The sequence below is a fragment of the Rhizobium sp. P1_E1 genome (assembly GCF_056406015.1).
This window is the reverse complement of sequence record NZ_JBFUAY010000004.1, coordinates 50,094-71,221: the sequence shown is the minus strand read 5'-3', so window position 1 is coordinate 71,221 and position 21,128 is coordinate 50,094. Positions and strand designations below refer to the sequence as shown.

The following is a 21,128-nucleotide window of genomic DNA, read 5'->3' as shown; positions in this document are numbered from 1 at the left end:
ATTCAATGGGTATGCCGCCGATGTTACCGATAATTACCAAAATATAACATTCTGTCCGCTTTTCATTCCCTTTGCCGGCTCGGCTAATCCGCCTATATCGCTTCTATGTTGCTGAACCCCATCCTCCGCCGGTTCGAAACCTGGATCGATCCGTTCCGCCCACGCGCCAATCTCCAGCCGCCGCGCTCGACGCTCGGATTCATCTGGTTCTATATCGGCCAGGCGAGGATGCCGTTCGTCGCCATGCTCGTTCTGGGCGGCACGTCGGCGGCGATCGAGGCCGCACTGTTCTGGTTCGTCGGACGCCTGGTCGATATCCTCGGCAGCATCACGCCTGGGGCCGGCTGGAACGGTCTTCTCGCCGCCCATGGCGGCGAATTGTTCGGCATGCTCGCCCTCATCGGGCTCGTGCGTTTCGTCGTCGCCTTCCTGATTGCCCTCGTCGACCAGCAGGTGATCACGCCGGGCTTCTATAATCTCGCACGCTGGCAATCTTATCTCCACGTCTCCAGGCAGTCGTTGTCGTTCTTCCAGAGTGATTTCTCCGGGCGCATCGTCACCAAAGTCTGGTCGGCCGGGCAGGCAACCGGCGATCTTGTCACCTCGCTGATGGAAAGCGTCTGGTTCGTCGGCATCTATGCCGCAACGACGCTTGTGCTCGTTGCCCGGCTGGACTTTTCCCTGGCTGCCGTCGTGCTGTTCTGGCTTTGCGCCTTCAGCCTGCTTGCCCGCCACTTCGTTCCGCGGATTCGTCATCATTCTCGCGAAACGGCGGAGGCCGGATCGATGCTGAATGGCCGGATGGTCGACTCCTACAGCAACATGCAGACGCTGAAGCTGTTTGCCCGCGACGAGGAGAGCGACCGCTATATGCGGCAGGGTTTCGATATCTATCAGGATACGGTGCTGCGCTTCACGCGGTTCATCACGGGCGTCAGGGCCTCGATGGCGCTGCTCTCCGGCCTGATGATCGTGACGATGGCGGGGTTGAGCGTCGATCTCTGGTTGCGCGGCCTGGTCAGCTCCGGTGCCGTGGCATTCTCGTTGGCACTGGTGCTCAGGTTGAATTTCCTGCTCGGACGGCTGATGACGCAGTTCAACGGCATCATGCGCAATCTCGGCACCATCCAGAACGCCGCCGAGCTGATCTCCCAGCCTCTGGGGCTCGTCGATCGGTCGGATGCCAGAGGCCTGGTGATCCGGCAGCCCGGCATCCGCTTCGACAATGTTTCCTTCCGCTACGGCAAGGGTCATCAGCCGGTCGTCGAGAATTTCTCCCTGACCATTCGGCCGGGCGAAAAAGTCGGGATCGTCGGCCGTTCGGGCGCGGGGAAATCGACGCTGATGAACCTGCTGCTGCGCCTCTACGATATTCAGGACGGGCGCATTCTAATCGACGGCCAAGATATTGCAGCCGTGACGCAGGAATCTCTCAGGATGCAGATCGGCGTCGTCAGCCAGGATACCTCGTTGCTGCATCGTTCAGTGCGCGACAATATCCTATTCGGACGGCCCGATGCCGGCGAGGAGGGGCTGGTCGAGGCGGCCGGGCGCGCCGAAGCCATCGAGTTCATCGAACGCCTGCAAGATCAGCAGGGCCGCAGAGGTTTCGATGCGCATGTCGGCGAACGCGGCGTCAAACTGTCAGGCGGGCAGCGGCAGCGCATCGCGATTGCCCGCGTCATGCTGAAGGACGCGCCGATCCTCGTTCTCGACGAAGCGACGTCGGCGCTCGATTCGGAAGTAGAAGAAGCAATCCAGTCCAATCTCCATCGGATCATGGAAGGCAAGACGGTGCTTGCGATCGCCCATCGGCTGTCGACGATCGCAGCGCTCGACCGGCTGATCGTCGTCGATCTCGGCCGGATCATCGAGGAGGGCAGCCATGACGAACTGCTTCGCCGCGGTGGACTCTATGCGGAACTTTGGGCGCGCCAGTCTGGCGGCTTCCTCGCTATGGATGAGGATGCGGGCCTAGGGGTTGACGACGAATTCCGCCATCAGGCCAAAATGATTTGATCCGAAGCCGTTCTCGATGCGGCGAACCGATTTCAGCCGCAGGGGCGCGCGGGTAAAGATATGATCGATCGGAATGCCGAAAGCACCGGCGCGGATCGGCCATGTCGCGGGCTCCAGCGATACCGTGCCCAAGCCCTGGCTACGCATGAGATACTGCACGTCGGGCGCCAGAATCGACGTATTGAAATCGCCGGCAAGAACGAGCGGTCCCGAAAGGGAGGGAATGATCTCCGCAAGATCCTCGATTTCCAGGCCGTGGAATTCGTCGTAATAAGGTTTGGTCAGATGCGCGGCGAGGAAATTGATCTTCTGGCCATCGAAATCGATCGTCGAGATCGTCAGCCGGTTGCGCCAGAGCAGGCCGAGATTGCGGATACGGGGTTCGATTAACGGACGCTTCGACAGCACCAGCGTATCGCATTGCTCCATGCCGACACCGCAGCCGATGTAATAGGGATAGATCTTCAACAACCGCGGCAGTTCCGACAGCAGCGGTTCGGCCTCCAGGATGCTGACGACGTCGGCGCCTGAGGCAATGACCATATCGGCGATGTCAGGGCCGTTTGCGAAATTATCATTCTCGATATTGAAGGACATCAGCCTGAAGAGGGCGGGGCGGCTCTCCTCGACAGCCGGCTCGACGAATTCGCGCATCATCACGACACCATGGACGGCAAGGACCACCGATACCGCGAGGGTCAGCAGCGCATACCAGTGCCGCTTGACGAGAAGGGCAGCGACCGAGGCCACGGCGCCGGCCACCGCCAGATGGACCTGGAAGCTGTAAAAGAAGGACAGCAGATAGAAATCGGTGAAGTATCGGAGGGAGACAATGGCGAGAACGAGCGTCGTGAGAACGCTGAATACGCAAAAAATCGTGTCTCTCATCCGCTCCGGTCCGGCTCGCTGGCATGGCTGCGACTGCGCCTATCACGGGGGCATTTTTGTTGCAATGCAACATAATGGCAAGCGCGTGTTTGCCTTAAAAAATTCATCCGAAATTTCCCGCGACATTGTGCCCTCATCCCCTTGCCAAGGCTGGACATAATTTGCGATCAAGCATAGAACGCGCCGGATTGCCGGGGAATCTATGGCCGAATTGTGTCCAGAGAGATTCGCCGGTAGAGGGGGCAGGGCGGAATTCCGCGAAAATTGCGCAGAGGATGTTAGCCGTGAGCGAACACGAAACGACAAGCGAGGGCATGGGCGAACCCACTCGCCGTGATTTCCTTTATCTCACCACTGGTATGGCAGGCGCCGTCGGCGCCGTTGCGGTCGCTTGGCCGTTCATCGATCAGATGCGTCCTGATGCTTCGACGCTCGCTCTCGCCTCCATCGAAGTCGACGTTGCCAGCCTTGAGCCCGGCATGTCGCTGACGGTCAAATGGCGCGGCAAGCCGATCTTCATCCGCAATCGCACGCCTGAGGAAGTGGAAGCGGCAAACGCCGTCCAGCTTGCTGATCTAAAGGACCCGATCGCGCGCAATGCAAACCTTCCTGTCGACGCTCAGGCAACGGCTGTTGACCGTTCGGGCGGCAAGGGCAAGGAAAACTGGATCGTCATGATCGGCACCTGCACGCATCTCGGCTGCGTGCCGCTCGGCCAGGCCGGCGAATACAATGGTTGGTTCTGTCCCTGCCATGGCTCGGTCTACGACACGGCCGGCCGCATCCGCAAAGGCCCGGCGCCGCAGAACCTGGCGATTCCGACCTTTTCATTTTTGTCCGATACCAAGATCAAGATCGGTTGAGGGGAGACTGATTAATGAGTGGCCATTCCAGCTACGAGCCATCAACCGGCCTCGAGAAATGGGTCGATGCGCGCCTTCCGCTGCCGCGCATGGTCTATGACAGCTTCATCGCCTATCCGGTTCCGCGTAACCTGAACTATGCCTATACGTTCGGCGCCATGCTCGCCGTCATGCTGGTGGTGCAGATCCTGACGGGCGTCACGCTCGCCATGCATTACGCCGCCGAATCGTCGGTCGCCTTCAACTCCGTCGAAAAGATCATGCGCGACGTCAACCACGGCTGGCTGCTGCGCTATATGCATGCCAACGGCGCATCCTTCTTCTTCGTCGCGGTGTACCTGCACATCGCCCGCGGCCTCTATTACGGCTCCTACAAGGCGCCGCGCGAGATCCTCTGGATACTCGGCGTGGTCATCTACCTCCTGATGATGGCGACCGGCTTCATGGGCTACGTTCTGCCCTGGGGCCAGATGTCCTTCTGGGGCGCCACCGTCATCACCGGCTTCTTCTCTGCCTTTCCGCTGGTTGGCGAATGGGTGCAGCAGTTCCTGCTCGGCGGCTTCGCGGTTGAAAACCCGACGCTGAACCGCTTCTTCTCGCTGCACTACCTGCTGCCCTTCATGATCGCCGGCGTCGTCATCCTGCACATCTGGGCGCTGCACGTCGTCGGCCAGACGAACCCGACGGGCGTCGAGGTCAAGACGAAGACGGACACGGTGCGCTTCACGCCTTATGCGACGATGAAGGATGCTCTCGGCGTCTCGATCTTCCTGCTGGTCTATGCCTATTTCGTCTTCTACCTGCCGAACTTCCTTGGCCATGCCGACAACTACATCCCGGCCGACCCGTTGAAGACGCCGGCCCATATCGTTCCGGAATGGTACTTCCTGCCGTTCTACGCGATGCTGCGTTCGATCACCTTCAACGTCGGCCCGATCGACTCCAAGCTCGGCGGCGTGCTCGTGATGTTCGGCGCGATCATCGTGCTGTTCTTCCTGCCGTGGCTCGATACCTCAAAGGTCCGTTCCGCCGTCTACCGCCCCTGGTACAAGCTGTTCTACTGGCTGTTCGTGATCAACGCGATCATCCTCGGCTGGCTCGGCTCGCAGCCGGCGGAAGGCTTGTTCACCACGATCTCGCAGATCTGCACGCTCCTCTACTTCGCTTTCTTCCTGGTCGCGATGCCGGTTCTCGGCTTGGTGGAAACACCGCGCCGCATCCCGAACTCGATCACCGAAGCGGTGCTCGAAAAGCGCAACAAGACCCTAGCGGTCAAGGCATAAGCGAGCGACGGAAGGGAATAGAAATATGAAAACGCTTGTTACAAGCATTCTCTCGTTCGCATTCGCTGCCAGTCTTGGCAGTGCCGTGCTGGCCCAGGAGGCGACGCCCGCCAACGGCGCGGCTCCTGCCCATCACGCGGAAAGTGAGACGCCGCACTATCCGCTGAAGGAGCCGAAGGAGGAGGAATGGACTTTCGCCGGTCCGTTCGGTCATTACGATAAGGGTCAGCTTYAGCGTGGCCTCAAGGTCTACACCGAAGTCTGTTCCGCCTGCCACTCGATGAACCTCGTGCCCTTCCGCATGCTCGATGAGCTCGGTTATTCCGAGGCGCAGGTAAAGGCTTTCGCTGCGAACTACGAGGTTCAGGACGGCCCGAACGCGGCCGGCGAGATGTTTAGCCGCAAGGCCGTCCCTTCCGATCACTTCCCGGCGCCTTTCCCCAATGCAGAGGCCGCTGCTGCTTCCAACAACGGTGCGGCTCCGCCCGACTTTTCACTGATCGCCAAGGCCCGCGAGGTCGAACGCGGCTTCCCGCAATTCGTCTTCGACATCTTCACGCAGTATCAGGAGGGTGGCCCGGATTACATCCACGCGCTGCTGACCGGCTATGAAGAGCCGCCAGCCGGCTTTCAGGTGGCGCAGGGCTCACATTACAATCCATATTTCCACGCTGCAGCCGTCCTTGCCATGCCGAAGCCGCTCTCCGACGGGCAGGTGACCTATGACGATGGCGCGCCGGCGACGGTCGACCAGTATTCGAGAGACGTCTCCGCCTTCCTGATGTGGGCCGCAGAGCCGCATCTCGAGGAGCGCAAGCGCACCGGCTTCATGGTCATGATCTTCCTGGCGATCTTCACGGTGCTGATCTACCTGACGAAGCGCTCGATCTACGCCAACAAGGAACACTGAGCGGTTTCCGATCGACATTCAAAAGGCGGCCTCGGGCCGCCTTTTTTGTTGGTTCCACCCCTGGCAATTGATAGGGTGCGGCCAGTTTCATGCCCTCGCAGAATATGGACTTTCCATGGACAATACGACTTCGGAGCTCGCAGCCAGCATCCGCTCCATTCCCGACTATCCCAAGCCCGGCATCATTTTCCGTGACATCACCACGCTGCTCGGCAACCCCCGTGCGTTCCGCCGGGCGGTCGACGAACTCGTGCAGCCCTATGCGGGCATGAAGATCGACAAGATCGCCGGCATGGAGGCGCGGGGCTTCATCCTTGGGGGCGCGGTGGCGCATCAGCTTTCTTCCGGCTTCGTGCCGATCCGCAAGAAGGGCAAGCTGCCTCACGAGACCGTGCGTATCGCCTACAGCCTGGAATATGGCGTTGACGAAATGGAGATGCATCGCGATGCGGTGCAGCCTGGAGAGAAGGTGATCCTGGTCGACGACCTGATCGCCACCGGCGGTACGGCTGTGGGTGCCACGAAACTGTTGCGCCAGATCGGCGCTGAAGTGGTCGGCGCCTGCTTTGTTATCGATCTGCCGGACCTTGGCGGCCGCAAGAAACTGGAAGAGCTCGGCGTTGTCGTGCACACTCTGGTCGAATTCTCCGGGCACTGAACCCTCGTCCGACCGCCTGCAGTGTCAGTCGAATTCGAGCACGCCGCTTTCGAAGCGGATAACGGGATCGCTGTTTTGATTGACACCCTCGCAGAGGATGGTGTTGAGGTGCCAGCCTGGTCGCGATGCGAGCGGCCGGCTGGAGAGGAAGGCGACGGAATAGGTGACGACGTCGCCGACGAAAACCGGCCGCAGCCATTGCAGTTTCTGGAAGCCGGGTGAAGGGCCGAGGTTCGGCGATGTCAGACCCTTTTGCGCGAGGGCGGCGCTCTGCCTTTCCCAAAAGGCGAGGAAGGTCCGCATCCAGGCGGCGGTGGTGTGCCAGCCCGAGGCGCAGAGGCCACCGAAGAGGGTGTCTTTGGCGGCTTCTTTGTCGACGTGAAAACGCTGCGGATCGTAGCGCGTCGCGAAGCGGATGATGTTTTCCTCGGTAAAGGTGTAGCTGCCGATCTCGGCCTTTTCGCCGACGGTGTAAAGCTCGGACATCCTCATGCGGATGTCTCCGGGCTTATGCCGATATCTGCGGGCCGGACGCGCATGCCGAACATGACCGAGTTCTCGGAGACGCAGACGAGTTCGCCGCGCTGGTTTTCCACCTCGTGGCGAAACTTGACGATGCCCATGCCGGGGCGCGAGCGCATCGGCCGGGCTTCGAGCACGGTCGAGCGGCCCGACAGCGTGTCGCCGGCAAGCACCGGCTTTCGCCATTCCATCAGATCGACGCCCGGCGCACCCTCGCAGAGCGAATGCAGCACATAGCTCTCGGCCATCATTCGCATGAACATCGAAGAGGTATGCCAGCCGGAAGCGGCAAGCCCGCCGAGAATGCTGGCGCGACCGGCAGCCTCATCGAGATGCATCGGCTGCGGGTCGAATTCGCTTGCGAACTCAATGATCTCCTCGGTGGTCACCAGCTTCGGGCCGAGCGTGAAGCGGCGGCCGGGCTGGAAATCCTCGAAGGAAAGCTTTTCTGCCGACATTCGCTCCTCCCGCCATATGCAGCGCACAATGCTTACAATAGCATCCGCGCGGGCTCAATGATTCCGGGGAGATAAACCGGCATGACTGAACTAAGGTCGATACTCGATGAGGCCGTGCGCCAAGAGCTGATCTCGCCGGAGGCCGGCGGGCGGCTTTTGCCGTTCCTGACGGAGCGCGGTGTCGGCGTCGCTGAGGCGCAGCCGGCAATGGCGGCGGAGGGACAGGTCTGGTCGGATACCGAGACGCCGCGCTTCGTGCGCGGCTTCCACGATGTGCTGATCACCATCGGCGTCGCCGTGGCGCTCGGCGGTCTCTGGGGGCTTGCCGCGCTCTATGCCGTGCTGCCTGCAATCATCGTGCTCTCGGAAATCCTGGTACGCCGCCAGCGGCTTGCGCTGCCGGCCGTCAGCCTGACAATCGCGCTGTTCTGTTGGACAGTCCTGCTGATGTCCTTCTTCTTCAAGCCGGGAACAGCCTTCTTTAACGACATCGGGGCGGACATGACGCAGTTCGTCGCCGGCTTCCCGATCATACTCGGCCTCTATTATGCCCGTTATCGCGTGCCGCTGTCGCTGGCGCTCTGCATCATGTCGGCCCTTGCCCTCGTCCTCGCCCTGCTTTTGCGGCTCGTGCAATGGGCGAGCGGGGATCCTGCGTTTTTCGGCAACCATCCCATGGTGCTGGCGGTGGCCTTCCTCGCTTGCGCGCTGGGCTTGTTCGCGACGGCGCTCTATTTCGACCTTGGCGATCGGCTGCGCCGGACGACACGCTCCGATATCGCCTTCTGGCTTCATCTGGGTGCTGCGCCGGCGCTGCTCTTCAGCGTAAGGCTGCTGATTTCGTTCGACGGCAGTTGGCTGGATGTTGCCCAGTCGGTGTCGATCAAGACGCCCGTCGTTGTTATCAGCGTGGCGGTGTTGATGCTGATCGGCCTTGTCATCGACCGCCGTGCCTTCGTCACGTCAGGCCTGCTGTCGCTCGGTTTTGCGATCTATGGCATTTTCCGGCAGGGGAGTGCGACTGTTGACACCTATATCTACACGACGCTAATTGTCGTCGGAGCGATCGTACTCATCATCGGAACAGGCTGGATGCCGCTGCGCCGCATCGTGCTGCGGGCGCTGCCAGCCGCTATTTCGCAAAAACTGCCGCCTGCTGTCTTAGCGGCGACGTCGTAAAACAAATGTCGCCCAATCTGCTCAGCAGTTGGGCGACAAGCATTGGTCGAGATAGCAGCGATTTCCGGTTAGAGCGGTTCAGCTTTTCATGGAAGCACAGAACCGTTCTAACCTTTTGTTTTCACGCAATTCCGGCAAAATCGCTTTGCGCTTTGCCTGGGAAAATCACTTCGCACTTTTCCTGGAATTGCTTTAGGTGTTGAAGCGGAAATGGATGACGTCGCCGTCCTGGACGACGTATTCCTTGCCTTCGTCGCGCGCCTTGCCAGCATCCTTGGCGCCGACTTCGCCGTTGTATTTGATGTAGTCGTCATAGGCGATGGTGTTGGCGCGGATGAAGCCGCGCTCAAAATCCGAATGGATGACGCCGGCGGCCTGCGGCGCCTTGGTGCCGCGCTCGATCGTCCAGGCGCGCGTTTCCTTAGGGCCGACAGTGAAATAGGTGATGAGGTGGAGCAGCTTGTAGCCGGCGCGGATCAGCCGGTCGAGACCTGCCTCGTCAAGGTCGAGGGCGGAGAGGAATTCCTTGGCTTCCTCTTCAGGAAGCTGGGCAACTTCCGCTTCGATCGCCGCCGAGATGACGACGGTTTCGGCACCCTGTTCCCTAGCCATCACGGCGACGGCTTCGGTGAACTCATTGCCGGTCGAGGCATCGCCTTCGGCGACGTTGCAGACGTAGAGCACCGGATGCGAGGTCAAAAGATTGAGGCTCTTGAGGATGACGATCTCTTCCGCATCGAGCGTCGAGAGCAGCGTGCGCACCGGCTTGCCTTCGTTGAGCAGCTTCAGCGAGGCTTCCATGATTGGCAGCATCGCCACCGAATCCTTGTCCTTGCCGGTGGCACGCTTGCGCGTCTGCTCGGTGCGGCGCTCCAGGCTTTCGAGGTCGGCGAGCATCAGCTCGGTCTCGATCGTCTCGGCGTCGGCGACAGGATTGATGCGGCCCTCGACATGAGTGATGTCGCTGTCTTCGAAGCAGCGCAGCACATGGACGATGGCATCGACCTCGCGGATATTGGCGAGGAACTGGTTGCCGAGGCCTTCACCCTTCGAGGCGCCGCGCACGAGGCCGGCGATATCGACGAAGGAGATGCGGGTCGGGATCAGTTCCTTGGACTTGGCGATGTCGGCAAGCTTGCGCATGCGCGGATCGGGAACGGCGACTTCACCGGTGTTCGGCTCGATGGTGCAGAAGGGATAGTTCGCCGCCTGTGCGGCGGCCGTCTTGGTGAGCGCGTTGAAGAGGGTCGATTTGCCGACATTCGGCAGCCCGACGATACCGCATTTGAAGCCCATGGCTTGATCCATATCTGTTTGCAACTTTGCCCTGCCTATGCGGGAATGGCCGCCCTGGGTCAAGGGTTCGCAACAGGAATTGAAGTTCAACGGCTCTCCGGATGACAGGAAGGCTGCGGCGATTCTCGAAAAACGTGGCCGGGATTGCCTCCGCTTTCCGCTGAGTGATATTTACGTCATTGAACTGCCGTGCTTACGGTGCAATATATTGTCGGCGGACGTTTTCTCCGCCTTTTCCATGTCATCAACGGGTGGATTTTTCCGATGAGTGACAATGACGTTGCCCTGAAACCGAAGACCAAGGTGAAGCCGAAGCTGGATAAGCCGAAGCTCTACAAGGTCATTCTGGTCAATGACGATTATACGCCGCGCGAACTGGTGATCATGATCCTGAAGTCCGTCTTCCGCATGAGCGAGGAGACCGGCTACCGGGTGATGATGACGGCGCACAAGCTCGGTTCCTGTGTGGTCGTGGTCTGCGTAAGGGACATCGCCGAGACCAAGGCCAAGGAAGGCATCGACCTCGCCAAGGGCATGGGCTTTCCGCTGATGTTCACCACAGAGCCGGAAGAATAGGCGCTTTGCCGGGGGCAGTCCCGAGAGGGGCTCAGCGTCGGCGGATCTGGTAGCCGGTCTTGTCCTGAGCGAAGCCACAATTCTCGTAGAAGCGCAGCGTGGCCGGATTCTTGGAGCCTGTGAGCAGCATCACCTTGTAGCAGCCTGCGTTCCAGGCGTCTGCGATCGCGTGGCGGATAACGGCGCCGGCGTAACCGCGCTTGCGATGATCGGCGTGGGTAACGACGTTTTCGATGAGCCCATAAGGAGCGCCGCTCCGCGTCAGGTTCGGCACGACGACGGTTGTGACGGTTGCGGCGGCGACATCACCGGCATAGCCGATGAACACGGTCATGCCCGGCTGCAAGAGGATGGCGGAGAAGCGTTCCTCGGCAAGTGCCTCGTCGAGAACCGGATCGGTCGGGTTCAGGTGACGGTAAAGCGTCATGAGACTGGGGAGATCGCTGCGGGCAGCAGGGCGGATGACGAAGTCCCGGTCCGTCATGGCTTCAGTCGCCCTTGTTGCCGAACATCTTCTTCAACATGTCGGCCATCGGCCCTGATGTCAGCAGCTTCGGCTGATTGTGGTTGCGGGCCTGATGGATATGCGACTGGCCGGCCGGCTTCTTTTCGGTACTCTTGTTTTCCTTTCGCGGTTTCTCCTCCTCGGCCTTGTCGCCGAGCGCCAGCGCGATCTTGTTCATCAGCTGCGAATCCTCGTTTCGTACCAGCATGTCGGCATTGTCGGCGAGCGTGTCGAGAAGCGGTTCCAGCCAGGCCTTGTCGGCTTTGGCGAAATCGCTGAGCACATGGTTCTGCACCATTTCCTTGACGCCGGGATGGCCGATACCGAGGCGTAGCCGCCGGTACTCCCTGCCGCAATGGGCGTCCAGCGACTTGATGCCGTTGTGGCCGCCATGGCCGCCGCCGGTCTTGAGCCGCGCCTTGCCCGGGGGGAGGTCGAGTTCGTCGTAGATCGCGACAAGGTCGGCGGGCTGGAGCTTGTAAAAGCGCATCGCCTCACCGACGGACTCACCGGAGAGGTTCATGAAGGTCTGCGGCTTGATCAGCAGCACCTTTTCGCCGGCGATCTCGCCCTCGGCGATCTCGGCCCTGAACTTCTTCGACCAGGGCGAGAAGCTGTGGCGCCGATGGATGGCGTCGACGGCCATGAAACCGACATTGTGGCGGTTGCCGGCGTATTTGCCGCCGGGATTGCCGAGACCCGCGATGATCAGCATGGCCTGTCTTCCCTCGCTAAAACTTCCCGCCGTTCACCACCGCGAAACGAAAGCAAAGTCAAGCGGAAAGGGCAGCAGCCCGCCGAGCAGGGTCATTCCGAGAGGTTCATACCGTATTTCAGGAAGATCTGCTTCTGGTCGCCATCGGCGATCAGCTTGTCGAGGGCAGCCTGCATCCTGGTGAGCAGATCGTCCGGAAAGTTCTTCTCGCAGGCGATGCCCATCGGCTGGGCGGAGAGCACGGTCACCATTTCCACCGGCTGGTCGACCTTCAGCTTTTCGAAATAGAGTTCGGAGATCGGCATCATGTCGATGCGCCCGCCAAGCAGTTTGCGCAGCGTCGCGTTGAAGTCGCTGGCGACATCGAGCTTGGTGAAGCCCTTCTCCTTCAGGATCGTCTCGGTGTAATCCTCGCGCTGAGTACCAACCGTATATTTCTTTGCCTCGTCCAGATTGCCGGCGGTGACGCCCGAACCCTTGCGAGTGATCAGGATGTTGCGGTCGATGAGCAGCGGCTCGACCCATTTGAACAACGGGTCGCGCGCGCCGTTGTGGGCGGTCGCGAAGACACAGGTCATCGGCGCCGTGCGGGCAAGGCTAAAAGCGCGCGCCCAGGGCATGATCTCGATCGTGTAGTCGACGCCGATTGCGGCCATTACCTTTTCGACCTGCTCGACGGTCGCGCCCTTGATCTCCTTGCCTTCGCGGTAGTTGAAGGGGGCATAATCCTCGGTCGTGAAGGTCACACTTTGCGCATGGGCGGTGCAGGGCAGCGCCAGGCATGCGAGAAGCAGGARCTTTTTCATCGGCATCATCTCCTTCGTTCTTCGTTTACGAGGCGCGTGCGACGGCCGATTGCGAGGCCATCAGGTTCTCGATCAGTGAGGCTGCATGCTGCGGACGGTGGAAGAGGTAGCCCTGACCATAGTCAAGCCCCATCTGGTGGAGCGTGCGGCATTCCTCTTCGGTCTCGATACCCTCGGCAATGACGGTGCAATTCATCTTGTGGGAGAGCGTGGTGATGCCTTCGATTAACATACGGCTTTTCTGGCGCACGTCGTCGTCGCCGTCGTTGATGGCGCGGGTGAAGGACTGGTCGATCTTGATGATGTCGACGGGGAAGCGGTTGAGGTAGCTCAGCGACGAATAGCCGGTGCCGAAATCGTCGAGCGCGATACGGCAGCCAAAGCGACGAAGCTCCGTGACGATCATGCGAATCTCAGGATTGTCGTGCATCAGCACGGCTTCGGTGATCTCGACGACGATGCGCTCGGGGCGGATGCCGTGGCGACCGACGAAGGCGGCAAGACGGGCCGGCAGCGCCGGCTCGAACTGCAGTGGCGAGAAGTTGATGGCGAGATAGGTATCCTGCATGCCTGATATGCGGGAAATTTTTGCGAGGTTGGCGATCGCCTTTTCCATGATGACGTTGCCCACCCGGACGATCTTTGCCGTCTCCTCGGCGACGCTGATGATCTCGGCCGGCGGCATCAAGCCCTTCTGCGGATGGTTGAGGCGCATCAGCGCCTCGAAACCGGCAATCCCGCGGCCGTTCAGGTTGACGATCGGCTGCAGGAAGGCCTCGAACCAGTCGTCGACGAGGCCGGCTTCGATGTTGGCTTCGATTTCGGCGCGGCTGCGGGCACGGTCGAGCATGGCATTGTCGAAGAGCTGCGCGCCGTTCTTGCCGTCGCGTTTCTTTGCATACATCGCCATGTCGGATTTCTGCAGCAGTTCGGCCGCGGTTGCAGCATGATGCGGATAGATGGCGATGCCGACGGAAGCGCTCAGATGCATGTCGGGGGCGAATGGCGTTTCGAAGATCGAGGCAATCTGCTCGCACATCACCCTGGCGCGTTTTTCTGCATCCTTCGCCGGCAACAGGATGGCAAATTCGTCGCCGCCGAGACGGGCTGCCTCGTCGGAAGGGGCAAGATGGGCCTTCAGGCGCTCGACGAGCTCGACCAGCGCCATGTCGCCGGCGGCATGGCCCATATTGTCGTTGATCCACTTGAAGCGGTCGAGATCGACGAAGAGACAGGCGAGTTCCTGGCCGGCGGCGTCGGCGGCGGCGATCTTGTTGTCGAGGACGGCTTCGAAGCCCTGGCGATTAAGAAGCCCAGTCAAGTGATCGGTGATTGCCTGGCGGTGGTTGCGGTCTTCGGAGGCCTTGAGTTCGGTGACATCGGTCATGACCGATAGCGAGAGGCGGTCGTGAGCGCCGGCTCCCGCCTCCGATTCCATGATGAGGACGTCCATCGTGCGGCCGTCCAGGCAGACAAACTTGACGGTGACGGTCAAGCCGCTTTCGGCCCGGCGGCGCTTAACGAATTTGTCGCGGGTGGTGGGGGTGACGAGATCGGCGAAGTTGCGGCCGATGACGGCAGCGCGGTTGTAACCTGTGGCAAGCAGCCAATAATCGCTGACGGCGGTGATGCGATCCTCCTCGTCGAGCGAGAAGAGCATGGCGGGAGTCAGATTGTAGATGTCGGTGGCGCGGCGGTGAGCGAACTTCAGCTCCTTTTCCTCGCTTTCGAGCTTGGTCTGCATCTCGTTGAAGCTATGGGCAAGTCGCCCCATCTCGTCGTTCGACTGCCAGTCGACATGATGGCGGGAGCCCAATTGGCGGGTGGCTTCGATCGCTGCCGTCAGCCGCATCAGCGGCTGGATGACGAAGAAGCGGTTGCCGATCAGTGCCGTGCCGAAAACGGTCAATACCGCAAAGATGAAGATCGAGATGAAGACGACCTCTTCCTGCTTCAGGCCGGAAAACAGGCCGAGCGCGGGATAATAGACGCTGATGCTGCCGAGGTTCCTCGGACCGTCGACGGTGTTGTAGATGATGGCGCGCGACACCTGCACCAGCTTGCCGTCGAATGAGCGCGGAATGGTGGACTGGCTGACGTCGAGCTGGCCTGACTGGTCACGCACTTCGACCTTGACGATGGCGCCTTGGGAAACGACCGTCGCGCTGATCTGGGTAACGCTGTCTTCATCGAGGTCCCACAGGGGTTTGGCCAGCGCCTGGGCATTGGCGACAAGAAGAACGGAGATATGGTCACGTATTTCCTTGTCGGCCCGTTCCGAGGAAAGAAAAAGGAAGAGAACAAAGAGGGGAGCGACAAAAACGAGCAGCGCTCCGCAAACTATCGCAAAAAATCTGTTCTCAACGGAATTGTTCATGGTTCCGTCTACTCCCCAGGCCGACCATATTTGCTGTCGCGCGTTGAGGCGGGCTTCTTCGCAGCTGACGGATCATGCTTTCACGAATTTGTTAAATGTTGCTGAAACGGGGCATTTCCGGGCAATGAAAAGCCCGCCTTCCAGGGGAAAGCGGGCCATATGCTTTATAAATTGGTCGAAGCGATCAGGCTTCGGCTTCGCCTTCCGCGGCGCTCTCGTCGATGCCGGCAGCCGGAGCGATAATCGTCGCGATCGTGAAGTCGCGGTCGATGACCGGGGTCACGCCCTTCGGCAGGGTGACTTCCGAGATATGGATGCTGTCGCCGATCTTCTTGCCGCTGAGGTCAATGTTGAAGAACTCAGGGATCGCATCGGCCGGGCAATGAACTTCGACTTCATGGCGAACGATGTTCAGAACGCCGCCGACCTTGAGGCCCGGGGACTTCTCTTCGTTGATGAAGTGAACGGGGATTTCGACGGTCACCTGGGTGTTGCCGGAGACGCGCAGGAAATCGACATGCAACGTGAAGTCACGGACCGGATCGAGCTGGTAGTCCTTCGGCAGAACCTTGTGCTTCTTGCCGTCGATTTCGATCGTCGCCACGGTGGTCATGAAACCACCGGCGTGAATGCGCTTCGTCACCTCATTGGTGTTGAGAGCGATGGCAATGGGGGCCTGCTTGTCACCATAGATGACAGCGGGAATCAAACCGTTGCGGCGAAGTTCACGGGCGGACCCCTTACCAACCCGTTCGCGCGCCTCGGCCTTGAGCTCGTAAGTTTCCTGGCTCATGGCTATTCCTTTCGAGGTTATATGGAGAGTTCGGCGGCGGGCAAAAGCCTTGTTCCGACGAACCGGAGGCGGTATGACCCGACCTCATCCGCGTTGCCTCCAAGGGTGTCTACACGGACCGGTGGCCTATATTATAAGTCGATCGGAAACGCAAGTTGCGGATTCGGGCTGTTTTCCGGTGATATACACGCTTCGACAAGCCGAAACCGCATTCGAGCATTGCGTCGATCGTCAACGGCGAGCCGAATGGCGCATACGAGGAGGCGATATCCTCGCCCGTCCGAAATACGCGGCCGTATGAACGGCGAAATTGCCATTCTCTGCCACAGCTGAGGTTGACATCGGCGCGCTTCGCATCTTTGGATGGCCGCATTCAAAAAAGGGGCTGAGGAGAAATCGGACTATGCGTCTCAAACTTGTCACGGCAACGAGCTTGCTGGCACTTTGCCTTGTCACCACGGCTCAGGGTGTCGAGATCAATCAGGATGGCGCCAATGCGGTCAAGGGCAATCTGACGAAGCTGCTTCCCGAGGATCTTGCGAAGAGCGGCCTGCTTACCGTCAATCCGGCAGGCACTCGCTACGAGATCATTTACGATCTGGCGAAGCTGCTTGCCAAGGCCGATCCGGCGACATTCGCGATCAACGGGCTGACGCCGTTCTCGATGTTCGCTACGCCGCTCGACAGCGGGCTCTGGAACATTGAGGGTGACAACAAGCTCAACGTCTCCGGCCATTTCAAAGGCCCCGACCAGAAGCCAACGGATTTCTCCTACTCCATCGCTTCGCTTGTCTACACCGGCGTCTTCGATCCGGCGATCAGCTATCTGCGCTCCGGCACTTTCACCGCCAAGGACATCAAGGTCGCCAGCAAATCCGACACCGAGGAAGTCCATGCCAGCTTTGCCGGGATGGACCAAAAGCTGACTTCAACGGACAGCGCAGGCGGCAATGGGCGTATCGATTTTGCCGGTAGCGGCTCGATGTCGACTTTCGTCGAGCAGGTTTCCGGCCTGCAAATGCCGCCTGTTGAAATCCGTGCCGACTCCATTGATTTCGATGCCAAGGTGAACGGCCTGCCGGCCAAGCAAATCCGCGAGATCGTCCTTTTCATTCTCGACCATCTCGAGGAGAAGGAACTAAGCCCGGAGAACAGCGACAAGATAAAGGGAATGCTCAAGCAAGCCTTTCCGATTCTTGCCTCGTTCAGCGAGACAATCGGGGTCAATAACCTGACCATCAGCAGCCAGGTAGGCAATGGCGGCGTCAAGGCGTTCGGTTACAACCTGGCCATCGATGGGCCGAGCGATGCCATGCGTTTCGGCTTCGGTATCGACGCTCAGGACATCAGCCTCGACAGCCCGGCGATGCCGGCAAGTTATTCGCCCTTCGTGCCGACCAATTTCGATCTGCAACTCGCCATTCCGAATCTGGATTTCGCAACCTTCGGCGACGCGCTCATGGCGATGGATTTCAACGCCAAGCCGCCGGAGCAAAGCGGCGACGAGATGGCGAAAAAGCTCTTCCGCGATGGCCGGCTCACCGTCGAGTTTCCGAAGGTCAGCGCCAAGTCCGATGTCTACGACGTCGACATGACGGGCAAGATCGAGGGACGCGTCGATACTCAGAAAGACTATTCGATGGAGGCGACCATCCTTGCCCGCGATCTCGACAAGACGATCGCCGCGGTTCAGGAGCTTGCCAAGACAGATCCCGACCTCAACCAGGTCTCCTTCGGCATCATGATGGTGAAGGGCTTTGCCAAGACCGATGCAGATGGCCGCTCGCGCTGGGACATCAGCATCAGTCGCGATGGTTCCGTGGCGATCAATGGCCAGCAGATCAAGGGTCCGGATGGTCCTGATCAGGATCAAGATCAGGAGCTGGAGCCAGACCAGCAGGAACCGGATCAGGGTCAGGACGCGGTACCTGCGCCGCCGCAGCAACCTTGAGCGTTATCAATTGGCATCAGAAGTGAAAGAGGCCGGCCTTGTGCCGGCCTTTTGCGTCTTGCGTCACAAGCCCTGCGGAGACCAACGATCGGGACGGCGGTTTGCGACGCGGCTCCGCGACAATCAACGGCCAGCAATTCATGCGGCTCGGAGAGCATGCCCGGCAATAGCTTGGTCCATCTGAAGTAGAGATTGAAAGAGCCGGTCGAACGCCGGCTCCTTTTAATCGAAGAGGCTGGAGACGGACTCTTCCTGAGCCGTGCGGCTGATGGCTTCGCCGATCAGCGGCGCCGTCGTTACGACGCGGATATTGTGGGCCGAGAGGACGGCCGTGGTCGGCTGGATGGAATCCGTGATGACGAGTTCGCGCAGCTTCGAGGAGGTGACGCGGGTGACCGCGCCGCCGGAGAGAACGCCGTGGGTGATATAGGCGGTGACGCTGGATGCGCCCTTGGCCAGCATCGCGTCGGCCGCGTTGCAGAGCGTGCCGCCCGAATCGACGATATCGTCGATCAGCAGGCAGTCCTTGCCGGCAATGTCGCCGATGATGTTCATGACTTCGGATTCACCCGGCCGATCGCGACGCTTGTCGACGATGGCCAGAAGACAGTCCAGGCGCTTCGCGAGCGCGCGGGCGCGAACCACGCCGCCGACGTCGGGCGAGACGACCACGACGTTGCTGAGGTCATAGTGGCTCTTGATGTCGCGGGTCAGCACGGGCATGGCAAAGAGGTTGTCTGTGGGTATATCGAAGAAGCCCTGGATCTGCCCTGCATGGAGATCGAGCGTCATGACGCGGTCGGCGCCGGCTTCGGTAATGAGGTTTGCGACCAGCTTGGCGGAGATCGGCGTGCGGCCGGAGGCCCGGCGATCCTGACGGGCATAGCCGAAATAGGGTAGGACGGCGGTGATGCGGCGGGCTGACGAACGACGCATCGCGTCGATCATGATCAGCAGTTCCATCAGATGGTCGTTGGCGGGAAAGGCGGTCGGCTGCACGAGGAAAACGTCCTCACCGCGCACATTTTCCTGGATTTCCACGAAGATTTCCTGATCGGCAAACCTTCGAACACTGGCTTTCCCCAAGGGAACATTGAGATAGTTGCAGATCGCTTCGGCGAGTTGCCGGTTCGAATTGCCTGCGAAAACCTTCATTTTGGTCCGCCTGTTACGCGCTGATAGCCGCGCTTTTTAGTCAGCTTCCCCGTGAATGCAAGGGCAAAGGCGCCACAGGCTTCCATATTTGCAAAAAGTTTGTGACTAACCGCCTTGAGTCTGCCGCCAGGAGGAGAATTCCGCGATGGTTTTTGAGCCGATTTGCTGCATCACCGAGGCCGGAACGCCCGCCCAGGGATCGGCCGCGGCCGTCGGCACGCTTTCCTGTCCCTGGATGCGATGCAAGCGGCCGCCGCCGCTGTCGAGAACGTCCCAGACATAGACGACGGTAACCTTGCCGTCGTCGCTGAAGGCGGAGAGATAGCCTTTGAGGATGTAATCGCTGCTCGCATCGTTCGAGCTCTTGATGGAAAGGCCGTGCGCGCGCGCCTCGGTGCCGAGCTGGCGCGAGAGCGGTGTCACGGCCTGCACCGGCGCGCCGATGATCGGCAGGAAGCGCACGGTACTGCCGCGAACGGAGGAGGAACTGGAGGGGAGGGCGGCGGTCTGCTGCGGCTGTTGTGCCTCGGCCGGCTGAGCCGACTGTGCGGGAAGCCCACCACTGGCCACCGGCGGTGGCAGCGATTGTCCGTCGATCGGGGCGGAGGCGGCCGGCGAGGAGCTGCTCCTCGACAGGGCGTCTGCCTGCTCCTGCATCGTCGTCGGCGGCGCGCCGGTGCCGGGCCGATAGGCCTGCTGTGACTGATCATAGGCTGGATGGTAGCCGCCCTGCTGCGAGCTTGCCGAGAAACTCGGCTGGCGGGTGCCCGCCAACCGCTCGGCTTCGCTCTGCGTTACCGGGCTCGACGACGGGCGGCCGGAGGAATCGCCGATATCGACCTGCGGCGTCAGCGCATCGGTGGTGTTGCAGGCGGTCAGCAGAGCCATGACGAACAGGAACGTGGGCACAATCGCAGCTCGCGTCATCCCTTGATCCGTCCTTCCCACAATCGCAATCAGCCCCACCCGAATTTATGCGGGTGGGGGCGGTCGTCTGTCAATTCCGGATTCTCACCGGTCAAAGCCCGATGAAATCGAGCGGATGGCGCGACAAGGCGCGCGGCGCATCCGGTGTCGTCAGATAAGTCTGGCCGAGCGTCATCGCCGTGCCCGTATCGGAATCGGCGATGATCATGTGCACGAAGAGCGACATGTTCGGCTCGATCGGCTGCGGATTGCCGACATGGAACATCTGATGCTCCATCCAGGAGGGCGAGAAACGGGCGCCGAGCGAATAACCGCAGGCATTCAGCCGGTGGCGGGCCAGGCCGCGCTCATCGATGATCCTGGCGTGCATGTCGAAGACATCGCCGAAGGTCTGGCCGGGCTTCAGCACGGTCTCGATCGCCTCGATGGTTTCGCGGCAGGCGTTGTAAAGCTCGCGATGGCGATGCGTCGGCTCGCCGATGACGATCGTCCGCATCATGGCGGCATGGTAATGCGCATAGGCGCCGGCCCATTCGAGCGTCAACTGGTCGCTGGCGTCGAGCTTACGGCGGCCGGCCTTGTAGCGGCAAAGCAGCGCGTCGGCGCCGGAGCCGATGATAAATTCGTTGGCGGGATAGTCGCCGCCGCCGGAAAAGATCGCGCCCTGCATGGCGGCGAGGATATCGGCCTCGTCGGCGCCGGGTTTTGTCAGCCGGATCGCAGCATCGAGCGCATCGTCGGCGAGAGCGGCGGCGCGCTCGACATAGGCGACCTCCGTCGGGCTCTTGATCAGGCGCAGGCGGCTGACGAGGTAGGAGGCGTCGACGATCTGGCCGAAGGTGGTCAATTGCGCGTCCAGCAGGCGGGCGACGCGGCCGGTCATGCCATGCGTATCGTATTCGACGCCGATGCGGGCGCCGAGCAGATCCATCTCGACCAGCAGGTTCTTCAGGTCGAGCGTCGGGTCGGCATTGACCCGGTCGACCCAGATATGGATGTCCTCGAGGATTGAGGTATGCCTGGCCTGGCGAAGATCAGCCGAGCGGGTGATCAGCGCCATGGTGCCGTCGCTCTTGACGACCAGCGTCTGGAAGAAGCAGTAGCCGAAGGTGTCGTAGCCAGTCAGCCAGTACATGCTTTCCTGGGCGAAGAGCAGCAAGGCGTCGAGCTTTTCTTCCTTCATCTTCTCGGTGAGGCGCGCAAGCCGGCTTGCGAATTCGGCCTTTTCGAAGTGCAGTGCCATTCTG

20 protein-coding genes are annotated in these 21,128 nt (G+C 60.6%); 8 read left to right on the top strand and 12 right to left on the bottom strand.

The features are described 5' to 3' along the window. Positions 1 to 105: 105 nt before the first annotated feature. Entirely contained in the window at positions 106 to 2,019 is a 1,914-nt protein-coding gene (locus AC1D1Z_RS03415) for an ABC transporter ATP-binding protein (protein WP_130652839.1), read from the top strand. On the opposite strand, the gene AC1D1Z_RS03410 is transcribed toward AC1D1Z_RS03415, so the two are convergent. Next, on the bottom strand, positions 1,975 to 2,907 hold the full coding sequence (locus AC1D1Z_RS03410) for an endonuclease/exonuclease/phosphatase family protein (protein ID WP_130652838.1): 933 nt from the start codon (positions 2,905 to 2,907) through the stop codon (positions 1,975 to 1,977). The two genes, AC1D1Z_RS03415 and AC1D1Z_RS03410, sit on opposite strands and share 45 nt — an antisense overlap. Before the next feature lie 284 nt (positions 2,908 to 3,191). On the opposite strand from AC1D1Z_RS03410, the gene petA reads away from it, so the two are divergent. The 4 genes from petA (at position 3,192) to AC1D1Z_RS03390 (ending at position 6,621) form a co-directional block, all read left to right on the top strand. Then, positions 3,192 to 3,770, top strand: coding sequence for a ubiquinol-cytochrome c reductase iron-sulfur subunit (gene petA, locus AC1D1Z_RS03405; protein WP_026188482.1), 579 nt, complete (start codon positions 3,192 to 3,194; stop codon positions 3,768 to 3,770). Positions 3,771 to 3,784: 14 nt separating this feature from the next. Then, positions 3,785 to 5,053 (top strand): cytochrome b, encoded by a 1,269-nt coding sequence (locus tag AC1D1Z_RS03400; RefSeq protein ID WP_018243046.1) that lies wholly within the window; start codon positions 3,785 to 3,787, stop codon positions 5,051 to 5,053. Positions 5,054 to 5,078: 25 nt separating this feature from the next. Beyond that, positions 5,079 to 5,963 (top strand): cytochrome c1, encoded by an 885-nt coding sequence (locus AC1D1Z_RS03395; RefSeq protein ID WP_477849505.1) that lies wholly within the window; start codon positions 5,079 to 5,081, stop codon positions 5,961 to 5,963. A gap of 115 nt (positions 5,964 to 6,078) precedes the next feature. After that, positions 6,079 to 6,621, top strand: coding sequence for an adenine phosphoribosyltransferase (locus tag AC1D1Z_RS03390; RefSeq protein WP_018243044.1), 543 nt, complete (start codon positions 6,079 to 6,081; stop codon positions 6,619 to 6,621). A gap of 24 nt (positions 6,622 to 6,645) precedes the next feature. Here AC1D1Z_RS03390 and AC1D1Z_RS03385 read toward each other — a convergent pair whose 3' ends face one another. After that, complete coding sequence (locus tag AC1D1Z_RS03385) at positions 6,646 to 7,113, bottom strand: MaoC family dehydratase (protein ID WP_130652837.1); 468 nt, start codon at positions 7,111 to 7,113, stop codon at positions 6,646 to 6,648. After that, a complete protein-coding gene (locus AC1D1Z_RS03380; protein ID WP_130652836.1) occupies positions 7,110 to 7,601 on the bottom strand; it encodes a MaoC family dehydratase in 492 nt (163 codons plus the stop codon). Before AC1D1Z_RS03380 ends, AC1D1Z_RS03385 begins: the two co-directional genes overlap by 4 nt. Before the next feature lie 81 nt (positions 7,602 to 7,682). On the opposite strand from AC1D1Z_RS03380, the gene AC1D1Z_RS03375 reads away from it, so the two are divergent. Then, positions 7,683 to 8,780: a hypothetical protein gene (locus AC1D1Z_RS03375; protein ID WP_130652835.1), complete on the top strand. Its 1,098-nt coding sequence runs from the start codon at positions 7,683 to 7,685 to the stop codon at positions 8,778 to 8,780. Positions 8,781 to 8,972: 192 nt separating this feature from the next. On the opposite strand, the gene ychF is transcribed toward AC1D1Z_RS03375, so the two are convergent. Then, on the bottom strand, positions 8,973 to 10,076 hold the full coding sequence (ychF, locus tag AC1D1Z_RS03370) for a redox-regulated ATPase YchF (RefSeq protein WP_026188481.1): 1,104 nt from the start codon (positions 10,074 to 10,076) through the stop codon (positions 8,973 to 8,975). A 264-nt stretch (positions 10,077 to 10,340) separates the two neighbouring features. On the opposite strand from ychF, the gene clpS reads away from it, so the two are divergent. After that, the gene (gene clpS, locus AC1D1Z_RS03365) at positions 10,341 to 10,652 is read left to right on the top strand and encodes an ATP-dependent Clp protease adapter ClpS (protein WP_026188480.1); all 312 of its coding nucleotides are present in this window, start codon (positions 10,341 to 10,343) and stop codon (positions 10,650 to 10,652) included. A 31-nt stretch (positions 10,653 to 10,683) separates the two neighbouring features. Here the strand turns inward: clpS and AC1D1Z_RS03360 are convergent, their stop codons facing one another. From AC1D1Z_RS03360 to AC1D1Z_RS03340, 5 genes are all read right to left on the bottom strand, one after another. Beyond that, positions 10,684 to 11,136 carry a GNAT family N-acetyltransferase gene (locus AC1D1Z_RS03360; RefSeq protein WP_047618566.1) on the bottom strand — a complete coding sequence of 151 codons (453 nt, stop codon included), beginning with the start codon at positions 11,134 to 11,136 and terminating at the stop codon, positions 10,684 to 10,686. 4 nt (positions 11,137 to 11,140) lie between these two features. Beyond that, complete coding sequence (gene pth, locus AC1D1Z_RS03355; RefSeq protein ID WP_047618563.1) at positions 11,141 to 11,872, bottom strand: aminoacyl-tRNA hydrolase; 732 nt, start codon at positions 11,870 to 11,872, stop codon at positions 11,141 to 11,143. A gap of 92 nt (positions 11,873 to 11,964) precedes the next feature. Then, positions 11,965 to 12,678, bottom strand: a complete 714-nt coding sequence (locus AC1D1Z_RS03350) for a substrate-binding periplasmic protein (RefSeq protein ID WP_477849500.1) — start codon at positions 12,676 to 12,678, stop codon at positions 11,965 to 11,967. Positions 12,679 to 12,703: 25 nt separating this feature from the next. Further along, positions 12,704 to 15,055 (bottom strand): putative bifunctional diguanylate cyclase/phosphodiesterase, encoded by a 2,352-nt coding sequence (locus tag AC1D1Z_RS03345; RefSeq protein ID WP_047618560.1) that lies wholly within the window; start codon positions 15,053 to 15,055, stop codon positions 12,704 to 12,706. 184 nt (positions 15,056 to 15,239) lie between these two features. Further along, a complete protein-coding gene (locus AC1D1Z_RS03340) occupies positions 15,240 to 15,848 on the bottom strand; it encodes a 50S ribosomal protein L25/general stress protein Ctc (RefSeq protein WP_018243034.1) in 609 nt (202 codons plus the stop codon). Positions 15,849 to 16,251: 403 nt separating this feature from the next. Here AC1D1Z_RS03340 and AC1D1Z_RS03335 point away from each other — a divergent pair, with 403 nt between their 5' ends. Then, complete coding sequence (locus tag AC1D1Z_RS03335; RefSeq protein WP_047618557.1) at positions 16,252 to 17,799, top strand: hypothetical protein; 1,548 nt, start codon at positions 16,252 to 16,254, stop codon at positions 17,797 to 17,799. Between the two features lie 222 nt (positions 17,800 to 18,021). Here AC1D1Z_RS03335 and AC1D1Z_RS03330 read toward each other — a convergent pair whose 3' ends face one another. The 3 genes from AC1D1Z_RS03330 to AC1D1Z_RS03320 form a co-directional block, all read right to left on the bottom strand. Next, positions 18,022 to 18,954 carry a ribose-phosphate pyrophosphokinase gene (locus AC1D1Z_RS03330; protein WP_018073974.1) on the bottom strand — a complete coding sequence of 311 codons (933 nt, stop codon included), beginning with the start codon at positions 18,952 to 18,954 and terminating at the stop codon, positions 18,022 to 18,024. Between the two features lie 105 nt (positions 18,955 to 19,059). Beyond that, positions 19,060 to 19,881 (bottom strand): hypothetical protein, encoded by an 822-nt coding sequence (locus AC1D1Z_RS03325; RefSeq protein WP_018243032.1) that lies wholly within the window; start codon positions 19,879 to 19,881, stop codon positions 19,060 to 19,062. Between the two features lie 91 nt (positions 19,882 to 19,972). Then, on the bottom strand, positions 19,973 to 21,124 hold the full coding sequence (locus AC1D1Z_RS03320) for a M24 family metallopeptidase (protein ID WP_018243031.1): 1,152 nt from the start codon (positions 21,122 to 21,124) through the stop codon (positions 19,973 to 19,975). Positions 21,125 to 21,128: the final 4 nt, after the last annotated feature.

Bases quoted from the DNA above. Each gene is read 5' to 3' on its own strand.
- AC1D1Z_RS03415 (WP_130652839.1), top strand. From the start codon at position 106: ATGTTGCTGAACCCCATCCTCCGCCGGTTCGAAACCTGGATCGATCCG.
- AC1D1Z_RS03410 (WP_130652838.1), bottom strand. From the start codon at position 2,907: ATGAGAGACACGATTTTTTGCGTATTCAGCGTTCTCACGACGCTCGTT.
- AC1D1Z_RS03400 (WP_018243046.1), top strand. From the start codon at position 3,785: ATGAGTGGCCATTCCAGCTACGAGCCATCAACCGGCCTCGAGAAATGG.
- AC1D1Z_RS03390 (WP_018243044.1), top strand. From the start codon at position 6,079: ATGGACAATACGACTTCGGAGCTCGCAGCCAGCATCCGCTCCATTCCC.
- AC1D1Z_RS03385 (WP_130652837.1), bottom strand. From the start codon at position 7,113: ATGAGGATGTCCGAGCTTTACACCGTCGGCGAAAAGGCCGAGATCGGC.
- AC1D1Z_RS03380 (WP_130652836.1), bottom strand. From the start codon at position 7,601: ATGTCGGCAGAAAAGCTTTCCTTCGAGGATTTCCAGCCCGGCCGCCGC.
- AC1D1Z_RS03375 (WP_130652835.1), top strand. From the start codon at position 7,683: ATGACTGAACTAAGGTCGATACTCGATGAGGCCGTGCGCCAAGAGCTG.
- ychF (WP_026188481.1), bottom strand. From the start codon at position 10,076: ATGGGCTTCAAATGCGGTATCGTCGGGCTGCCGAATGTCGGCAAATCG.
- clpS (WP_026188480.1), top strand. From the start codon at position 10,341: ATGAGTGACAATGACGTTGCCCTGAAACCGAAGACCAAGGTGAAGCCG.
- AC1D1Z_RS03360 (WP_047618566.1), bottom strand. From the start codon at position 11,136: ATGACGGACCGGGACTTCGTCATCCGCCCTGCTGCCCGCAGCGATCTC.
- pth (WP_047618563.1), bottom strand. From the start codon at position 11,872: ATGCTGATCATCGCGGGTCTCGGCAATCCCGGCGGCAAATACGCCGGC.
- AC1D1Z_RS03345 (WP_047618560.1), bottom strand. From the start codon at position 15,055: ATGAACAATTCCGTTGAGAACAGATTTTTTGCGATAGTTTGCGGAGCG.
- AC1D1Z_RS03340 (WP_018243034.1), bottom strand. From the start codon at position 15,848: ATGAGCCAGGAAACTTACGAGCTCAAGGCCGAGGCGCGCGAACGGGTT.
- AC1D1Z_RS03335 (WP_047618557.1), top strand. From the start codon at position 16,252: ATGCGTCTCAAACTTGTCACGGCAACGAGCTTGCTGGCACTTTGCCTT.
- AC1D1Z_RS03330 (WP_018073974.1), bottom strand. From the start codon at position 18,954: ATGAAGGTTTTCGCAGGCAATTCGAACCGGCAACTCGCCGAAGCGATC.
- AC1D1Z_RS03325 (WP_018243032.1), bottom strand. From the start codon at position 19,881: ATGACGCGAGCTGCGATTGTGCCCACGTTCCTGTTCGTCATGGCTCTG.
- AC1D1Z_RS03320 (WP_018243031.1), bottom strand. From the start codon at position 21,124: ATGGCACTGCACTTCGAAAAGGCCGAATTCGCAAGCCGGCTTGCGCGC.